Annotated in this window: 8 protein-coding genes and 1 rRNA gene; 4 read left to right on the top strand and 5 right to left on the bottom strand. The window is 67.0% G+C overall.

Annotated features, from left to right (window positions below; genetic code table 11):
• The 5 genes from ACR652_RS14100 to ACR652_RS14080 form a co-directional block, all read right to left on the bottom strand.
• A 16S ribosomal RNA gene (locus ACR652_RS14100) occupies nt 1-142 on the bottom strand; the annotation flags it as partial.
• A gap of 503 nt (nt 143-645) precedes the next feature.
• Nucleotides 646-957, bottom strand: coding sequence for a DUF5132 domain-containing protein (locus tag ACR652_RS14095; protein WP_434507111.1), 312 nt, complete (start codon nt 955-957; stop codon nt 646-648).
• Between the two features lie 54 nt (nt 958-1,011).
• A complete protein-coding gene (locus ACR652_RS14090; RefSeq protein WP_434507110.1) occupies nt 1,012-3,975 on the bottom strand; it encodes an HAD-IC family P-type ATPase in 2,964 nt (987 codons plus the stop codon).
• 1 nt (nt 3,976) lies between these two features.
• Nucleotides 3,977-4,456 carry a hypothetical protein gene (locus ACR652_RS14085; RefSeq protein ID WP_434507109.1) on the bottom strand — a complete coding sequence of 160 codons (480 nt, stop codon included), beginning with the start codon at nt 4,454-4,456 and terminating at the stop codon, nt 3,977-3,979.
• Nucleotides 4,449-4,814 carry a DUF5132 domain-containing protein gene (locus ACR652_RS14080; protein WP_434507108.1) on the bottom strand — a complete coding sequence of 122 codons (366 nt, stop codon included), beginning with the start codon at nt 4,812-4,814 and terminating at the stop codon, nt 4,449-4,451. Before ACR652_RS14080 ends, ACR652_RS14085 begins: the two co-directional genes overlap by 8 nt.
• A 157-nt stretch (nt 4,815-4,971) precedes the next feature.
• Between ACR652_RS14080 and ACR652_RS14075 the strand changes: the two genes are divergently transcribed.
• The 4 genes from ACR652_RS14075 to ACR652_RS14060 all read left to right on the top strand — a co-directional run.
• The gene (locus ACR652_RS14075; RefSeq protein ID WP_434507107.1) at nt 4,972-6,147 is read left to right on the top strand and encodes a DUF445 domain-containing protein; all 1,176 of its coding nucleotides are present in this window, start codon (nt 4,972-4,974) and stop codon (nt 6,145-6,147) included.
• 228 nt (nt 6,148-6,375) lie between these two features.
• A complete protein-coding gene (locus tag ACR652_RS14070) occupies nt 6,376-6,510 on the top strand; it encodes a hypothetical protein (RefSeq protein ID WP_434507106.1) in 135 nt (44 codons plus the stop codon).
• 162 nt (nt 6,511-6,672) lie between these two features.
• Nucleotides 6,673-7,077, top strand: a complete 405-nt coding sequence (locus ACR652_RS14065) for a hypothetical protein (protein WP_434507105.1) — start codon at nt 6,673-6,675, stop codon at nt 7,075-7,077.
• Nucleotides 7,078-7,095: 18 nt separating this feature from the next.
• Nucleotides 7,096-7,188: transposase (locus tag ACR652_RS14060; RefSeq protein ID WP_434507054.1), on the top strand; the 93-nt coding region annotated here is incomplete at its 3' end.

Here is a 7,188-nt window from a genome sequence, read left to right as displayed (position 1 = left end):
TCCCTGAGTTATTCCGAACCGAAGGGCATGTTCCCACGCGTTACTCACCCGTCTGCCACTCTGTATTGCTACAGCGTTCGACTTGCATGTGTTAGGCCTGCCGCCAGCGTTCGTTCTGAGCCAGGATCAAACTCTCAAGTTTGAGAATCTATCCCGACTAGTCACATTCTCTCGACGAGTCCCAAGCACACCCGATCCATCGTCTCACGACTGATCAATCGGTGGTGTACTTAGATAACGTGACCGTCAGTATGTCTCTTCTCGATGAAGCTCGCGCTCCACCCGCAAGGACATCCGCCGTCCACGCTTCTCTTTCTTCCGATTCACTTGTCAAACAGCAAGGCCCCACAGATCACAGACGTCCCCGTCCAAACCCGAGAGACACTCCTCCGCACCCCGACCAAAATCCAGTCGAAGATCAACCAACCCCGTCAGGAGGCAGAGAAACGACCGCAGGCCCCGCTCTTCAGCAGCGCCGCCGTCGATGAATGAGCTTTTAGACCCGACCCCCTCGCCCTGTCAAACCCTTTTTTGAACTTTTTTTGAAAACCAGAGCCATAAGGCCACAAAGCCAAGCCAGAGCTGGTGACGCGCGACATCCCTCCCCCGCGCCTGCGGGAGAGGGAGCGGGTCTCGCTAAAAGCATCAGCTCGCGACGTGCGCGCCTCTCACGCCCGCATGGCTCGTATGGCTCGTATGGCTCGCATGTGGCTCCTGCGTGCGGTGTTCCTGCTCCAGCTCGGCCCGCGCCTCGGCGATGATGTCGCCGGTCGCCTCTTTCACGCTCGCGTAGGTTTCCTCGTAAACGGTGATGCCGGTCTTGATCGCGCCCTTCAGAACAGGACGCATCATGCGTCCGAGCGCCGGCAGGAGGGTGGGCGCGAGCATCAGCGCGCCGACGCCGAGCACCAATGGGCCCGAGCCTTCCGCTTTCACGATGTCTTCGAGAAGCGCCATGTGATCCTCCCTGTAATGGACAGCCCTTTGTTATTGGCTCGCCCCCGCGCCCCTTCAAGCGTCGCCGGACGGATTCTGTTGCGCGTCGGCGCCTTCTTTCGCGGCGCGCGGGCCCGCCAGAAGCTTCGCGCCTTCATTGAATGCGAAGGGGCCGGCGGCGCCGAGCAGCGCCACGAGCGCGTCGACGAAGCCGATGGGCGCGACGCCCGCGAGGCGGCGCAGCGGCGCGAAGGCCATCATCGCCCCCTGCAGCGCGAAGGACCCCGCGACGACGGCGAGGAGCGCGCGGTTGACCGGCAGCGCGCGGCTCGCGAACAGACGCCGGCTGGAGCGGCAGCTCAGCGCATGCAGCAATTGCGCCGCGACGAGGCTGGTGAAGGCGATGCTGCGGGCGCGCGGCGACACGCCGTAGCGCGCGCAGCCATAGACGTAGGCCGCGAAGGAGCCAGCGGCGATGACGCCCGCCTGAACGCCGAGCGCGCGCGCATTGGCGGCGTTGACGATATGCGCGTCGGGCGCCATGGGCGGCGCGCGCATGACGTCGTGATGCGGGGGCTCCAGGCCGAGCGCGAGCGCCGGCGCGACGTCGGTGACGAGATTGATCCACAGCAGTTGCGCGGGCGTGAGCGGATTGCCCAGATTGGCGGCGGGCGCCAGCAGCATGAGCAGGATTTCGCTCATGTTGGTCGCCAGCAGATAGCGGATGGCGCGGCGGATATTGGCCTGCGTCGCGCGGCCCTGCTCGATCGCCGGGATCAGCGATCTGAGGTCGTCGTCCTCGAGGATGATATGCGCCACCTCGCGCGCCGCCTCGCTGCCGCCGCGGCCCATGGCGACGCCGATGTCGGCCGCCTTCAGCGCCGGGCTGTCGTTGACGCCGTCGCCGGTCATGGCGACGACATGGCCGGCGCGCTGCAGCGCCGTGACGATTTCGAGCTTCTGCGCCGGCGTGATGCGCGCGAAGACATGCGGGGCCTTGTGGAGGTCGGCCTCCTCCCAGCCTTCCGACAGGCTGTCGGATTCGAACACGCGCAGGGCGCCGTTTCCGAGATCGAGCTTGCGCGCGATGGCCGCCGCCGTGGCTTTCTGGTCGCCGGTGATCATCACCGGACTGACGCCCGCGCGCCGCAACCGTTCGAGCGTCCAGGGCGCGCCCGGACGCAGCGGATCGGCGAGGCCGATCAGCCCGACGAAGACGAAGTCCGACGTCAGCTCCTTCGCGCCGACGCGCCGCGACAGCTTGTAGGCCGCCGCCAGCACGCGCTGGCCCGCGCCCGCCAGACGGGCGTTGGCGCGCAGGGCCTCCTCGCGCAGCTCCTCCGTCAGCGGGCGTTCGACGCCGTCGACCAGAATGCGGCCGCACAACGCCAGCGTCGCCTCGGGGCTGCCCTTCATGGCGATGAGCTTGCGGCCGCCCGCGTCCGGATGCACGGTCAGCATGAAGAGCTGGCGCTCGGTGCGGTAATTGGTCTGTTCGATGGGATGGTCGCGGCGCAGGGCCGCCACATCCACGCCCACCTCGCCGGCGAAGGCGGCGAGCGCCGCTTCCGTCGCCGAGGCGGCGATTTCCGCCTCTCCCGAGGTTTCGTGGCAGAGCGCGACGATCTGGGCCAGCCGCGCGAGCTGCGGCGAGGCGTCGGCGCGGGCGGCGGCCCCATTGCGGTCGCGCAGCGCGCCGTCCTGCGACAGATAGGCTTCCGATCCGCAGCTCACTTCCGCGACCGACATGCGGTTGAAGGTGAGCGTGCCGGTCTTGTCGAGGCAGATCACGCGCACCGAGGCGAGCGTCTCGATGGCGTCGAGACGGCGCACCAGCACATGGCGCCGGCCCATCTCCCGCACGCCCAGCGCCAGCGTCGTGGTGGCAAGCGTCGGCAGGCCCTCCGGCACGGCCGCGACGGCGAGCGCGATGGCGTTGCGGAATGTCGCGAACAGGCCGTAGCCGCGCAGCAGGCCGAGCAGAAACACCAGCGCGCAGGCGCCGCCCGCGAGCAGGGTGAGCTGCCGCCCGAGCCGATCGAGCTGGCGCTGCAAGGGCGTCTGCGGTGCCTCCGCCGTTCCCAGAAACGCCTGCACCTGTCCGATCTCGGTGCGGGCGCCGGTGGCCACCACCACCGCCCGGCCGCTGCCGCCGGTGACGATCGTGCCGCGATAGACGATGTTGACGCGGTCGGCGAGCGCCAGCTCCGGCCCCAGCGGCTCGGCGGATTTGCGCACGGGCGCGCTCTCGCCGGTCAGGGTCGCCTCATTGAGCGTGAGCCCCTGCGAGTCGACGACGCGCGCGTCGGCCGCGACGATGACGCCGGGGCGCAGCTCCAGCACATCGCCGGGCACGGCCTGCGCGACAGGAATCGTCGCGCGCCGGCCGTCGCGCAACACCGTCGCCCCTTCGGCCAGCGGGCGCGACAGGGCGCGCACGGCGCGCTCGGAGCGCGCCTCCGTGTAGAAGCCGATCGCCGCATTGAGGCCGACGACCGACAGCACGACCACCGCATCGGCGCCGCCGCCCGTAAAAATCGCCAGCGCCGCCGCGCCCATGAGCAGGGCGACGGGCAGGCTCCTGAACTGGTCGAGGAGCATCTCCATCCGGTCGCGGGCCGGCGCGGCGGGAAGGATGTTTTCGCCATAGCGCCGCAGGCGAAGCTGCGAGGCCCGCATGGAGAGGCCGAGCAGCGAGCTGCGCAGGCGCGAGAGCACATCCTCGACGCGTAGCGCGTGCCAGGGAACCATCGCCTGCGGGACGGGTCCCGGCGCGGCGGCGCCGGGCGCGCCTGCGCGCCGCCGGGCCGCGTTCACCGCCGCGAGGATGGCCTCGGCGCCGATCTCGGGCGCGAACAGGATCAGAAGCGTGCCGGTGGCGACGCTTCCCGTGGCGGCGCGAACGCCCCGCGCCGCGGCGAGGGCGCCCTCCAGCGCGCGCCGCATGGCCTGCGACCCCTTCAGGCCGGGCACGCGCAGGCGCAGGCGGCCGGGGATCGCCGCATGCAGAACGACAAGTCCGCGCGCGGCGCTTTCCATTCTAGGGACGGGCCTCGTCGTCCGACGGCGTCCAGGCGTGGATCGCCTGTCCGGCGTACCAGAGCAGCGTGACGGCCGGCGCGAAGACCTGCCCGCGCGCGATCTGGACGAAGGCGGTGAGCACAAGCCCGGCGACGATATAGGTCCGCGCGTCGGCGAAGCCGCCGCTGAGACGGCGGACTCTTTCGTTGAAGGCCTCCGCCTGGGCGCTCAGGTTCTGGATCGGCCCCTCCGCCCTCGGCGTGGCGCAGAGGCGGAACGGCCCGTCGGCCATGGCGTCCACGCCCCGCGCCGCGTCCGGTGCGCAGATGAGAATGCTCCCGGTGAGCGGATTGGCCTCGATCCGGGCGCCGGGCAACGCCTGCGACAGGCGGCGCCGCGCCTCGGTGAACCAGGCGTTGTCGCGGCGGCGCGCCGGAACCCTCAGCCGCAGCCGGGACGGCGTCTCATGGACGACATAGGCCTCGGGACGCTCAGCCATGCGCCTTCCTCTCGGCTTCGGCGGCCCTCATCTCGAAAGGCACGACATGCTCATCGGCCGCGTCATGGCTGTTGGCGTCATGGCTGTTGGCGCCTTCGGCGTCATGACCATTGGCGGCGGAGGCCGCGCGGTTCTCCTGTTCGAGATCAGCCTGCGCTTCCGCGACGATGTCGGACACGGTCTCCGCCATTTCACCGACGGCGCCGCGCATGCGCTCGTAGAATTTCAGACCGGCGCGCACCGCGCTTTTCGCTGTGGGATGCGCGCTGGAGCCGTTGCGCTGGAGAAGCGTCGCGGCGGCGCCGCCGGCGACGCCCGCGGCCAGGGCGAGAAAGAGACTGCGTGCGAGTCGCGCCATGAGGTGCTCCCATTCGGCTTGAGGCGGCGCGCAGAAGCGCCGCCTGTGAACGATAGCGCCGGCAGGCGCCCCTTCAAGCGGCGCAGCGGCGCGCTGCTGTGCGCGTGATCAACGCGCGCCTTGAAAGCTGCGCGCGCGCGGACACGTAGAGTGAGACATGACGGCCGACGCCTCGCCCCGACGCGCACCCTTTTCGAGACGCACGCTGGCCACCGGCCTGCTGCTCGCGATGGCGGGCGTCTTCCTGCTCACCCTCGCCGTCGATCAGGACACATTCTGGTTACGTCTCCTGCGCTCCGTCGCCGAGGCCGCGCTCGTCGGCGGCGTCGCCGACTGGTTCGCGGTGACGGCGCTGTTTCGCCGGCCGCTCGGCCTGCCCATTCCGCACACCGCTATCGTGCCCATGAGCAAGGCGCGCATCGGCGCGGGGCTCGCGAATTTTCTCGGCGAGAATTTTCTCTCCGCCGAGCGGCTGGCGCTGACGCTGCGGGCGGCGCAGCCGGCGCGCCGTCTGGGCGTCTGGCTCAGCAAGCGCGCCAATGCGCGGTTGGTCTCGACAAAGATCGTGCAGGTCTTCGCAAGGAGCGGCGCGGCGCCCGCTATTCTCGCGCGGGCGCTGGCCGGCGCCGATCCGGGACGGCTTGTCGACCTTGCGCTCGAAGGGCTCGAAGCCTCCGAACTCGACGGCGCGCTGCTCGACGAGGCGTTGCGCGGCGCGACCGCGTTCCTGCACAACAAATCGGGACGTCTCGAAGAGCGCGCCGGCCGGCGGCGTCAGGGCGTTTTGCGCCGAACGCTCGACCGCGAGGTGATGCGCGCCGTCACGGAGGGGCTCGCGCGCCTTTTCGATGAGCTTTCCGACAAGGACCATCCCTCGCGCCAAAGACTGCTCGCCGCCATGCGGACGCGGACGCGGGCGGCTTTCGCCCATGCGGACACGACCGCGCGCCTTCAGGAATGGACCGCGCGCTTCGCCGCCAATCCGCATGTCGCGACGACGCTCGCCGCCTTCCTCGACGCGCCGGACGGCGGCGCGCTGCGCGAGGCGCTCGAAGACCTTCTTGTGACCAGCGGCGAGCGCCTGCGCGCCGATGAAGCGGCGCAGCGCGAATTCGAGTCGCTGCTGCTGTCGTTGACGGAAGACCTGTCCTTGCTGCGGCACGGCGTGATGCAGATGATCGCCGAAGGCGCGCGCGCCTATGACACGACGGATTTCTCCAACCGCATCGAACGCGCGGTGAATGACGATCTGCAATTCATCCGCATCAATGGCACGGTCGTCGGCGCACTCGTCGGCTGCCTGCTGTTCGTCGCCAAATCGCTCGGCGCGTGAATCTGGCGGGCTGTTAGAAGAATCGGAAGGCCCTTGGAAACGAGCGCATATTATAACGAAGTTGCTGACGCTTCAGCAGAAGGCGCGAAAGTTCATACGATGGCGCAGAATTAGATTCGACAAATCCTGATAGACCCAAGCAAAATACCTCACGCGCGCTTAGTGATTCGCGCCTCCCGCCGAGCACGCCTTGGCGACGCGGGCGTGGTGCCCGGCATGGAGGTTAAAATGGCTAATACGCGTAAAATCGGTCGTGACGCCAAGACGGGGGAGTTCATCCCCGTCAAGGTCGCACAGGGCCGCAAGGCTACTGCTGTTGTCGAGACCATCAAGATCAAGCCTCAGGCTCCGAAAAAGAAGTAATCTTTTTCCCCTAACTTGCTCTGGGGCGGCGCGGAGTCTCAACCTCGGCGTCGCCCTTCTTCGTTACGCTGTTTTTGCCGAACGCATACTCGTGCGACGTCGGCGGCGTATTGAGCATACGTCGAAGTCGTCGAGTGCATTTTATCTTCAGAGGAAGCAGGAATGTCTTCGTTTTTCATGCCAGTCTTTCGTCACCACTCAGACGAAGGGGCGATTATAGGCCGCATTATAACAGGTTACGGGGAATTAGAATTTGTTATGTCGCTGTGTGTAGGAGAAGCTTTGAACGACAGAGACTTAGCCATGCGAGTGCTATTTTCATTGAAAAGCGAATCTGCGCGCATCGATCTCGGCGAGAGCCTATCTAGGAACGAAATAAAAGCTAACGGATTAGAGGCATCATACTTTGAAGCGGTCGCCGCCATGCGGTATTGCCGAGCTTTAAGAAACCAATATGCTCATAGTCATTGGGCCTTCTTCCCTAAAGAAGGGGTTTTCTTCTCTAATATGGAGGAAGCCGCAAGTTCGGGGCAATTCCTAGAGGGTGTTATGTACTTTGGTGATTGATTGCTTTAGTAGAATCGGATGTCTTCGATTCGCAAACCGTATCCTTCTGACGTCAGCGACGAAGAGTGGTCGCTGGTTGCGCCTTATCTGACGCTCATGGACGAGGGCGCG

The organism is Methylocystis sp., from assembly GCF_051061225.1.
In the GTDB taxonomy this organism is placed as follows: Bacteria; Pseudomonadota; Alphaproteobacteria; order Rhizobiales; family Beijerinckiaceae; genus Methylocystis.
The sequence above is the reverse complement of the archived record's forward strand: the minus strand, read 5'-3'. Positions and strand labels throughout refer to the sequence as shown.

Excerpts from the sequence above, each read along its gene's own strand:
- ACR652_RS14070 (WP_434507106.1), top strand. The coding sequence starts at position 6,376 with ATGGCTAATACGCGTAAAATCGGTCGTGACGCCAAGACGGGGGAGTTC.
- ACR652_RS14095 (WP_434507111.1), bottom strand. The coding sequence starts at position 957 with ATGGCGCTTCTCGAAGACATCGTGAAAGCGGAAGGCTCGGGCCCATTG.
- ACR652_RS14090 (WP_434507110.1), bottom strand. The coding sequence starts at position 3,975 with ATGGAAAGCGCCGCGCGCGGACTTGTCGTTCTGCATGCGGCGATCCCC.
- ACR652_RS14065 (WP_434507105.1), top strand. The coding sequence starts at position 6,673 with ATGTCTTCGTTTTTCATGCCAGTCTTTCGTCACCACTCAGACGAAGGG.
- ACR652_RS14075 (WP_434507107.1), top strand. The coding sequence starts at position 4,972 with ATGACGGCCGACGCCTCGCCCCGACGCGCACCCTTTTCGAGACGCACG.
- ACR652_RS14085 (WP_434507109.1), bottom strand. The coding sequence starts at position 4,456 with ATGGCTGAGCGTCCCGAGGCCTATGTCGTCCATGAGACGCCGTCCCGG.
- ACR652_RS14080 (WP_434507108.1), bottom strand. The coding sequence starts at position 4,814 with ATGGCGCGACTCGCACGCAGTCTCTTTCTCGCCCTGGCCGCGGGCGTC.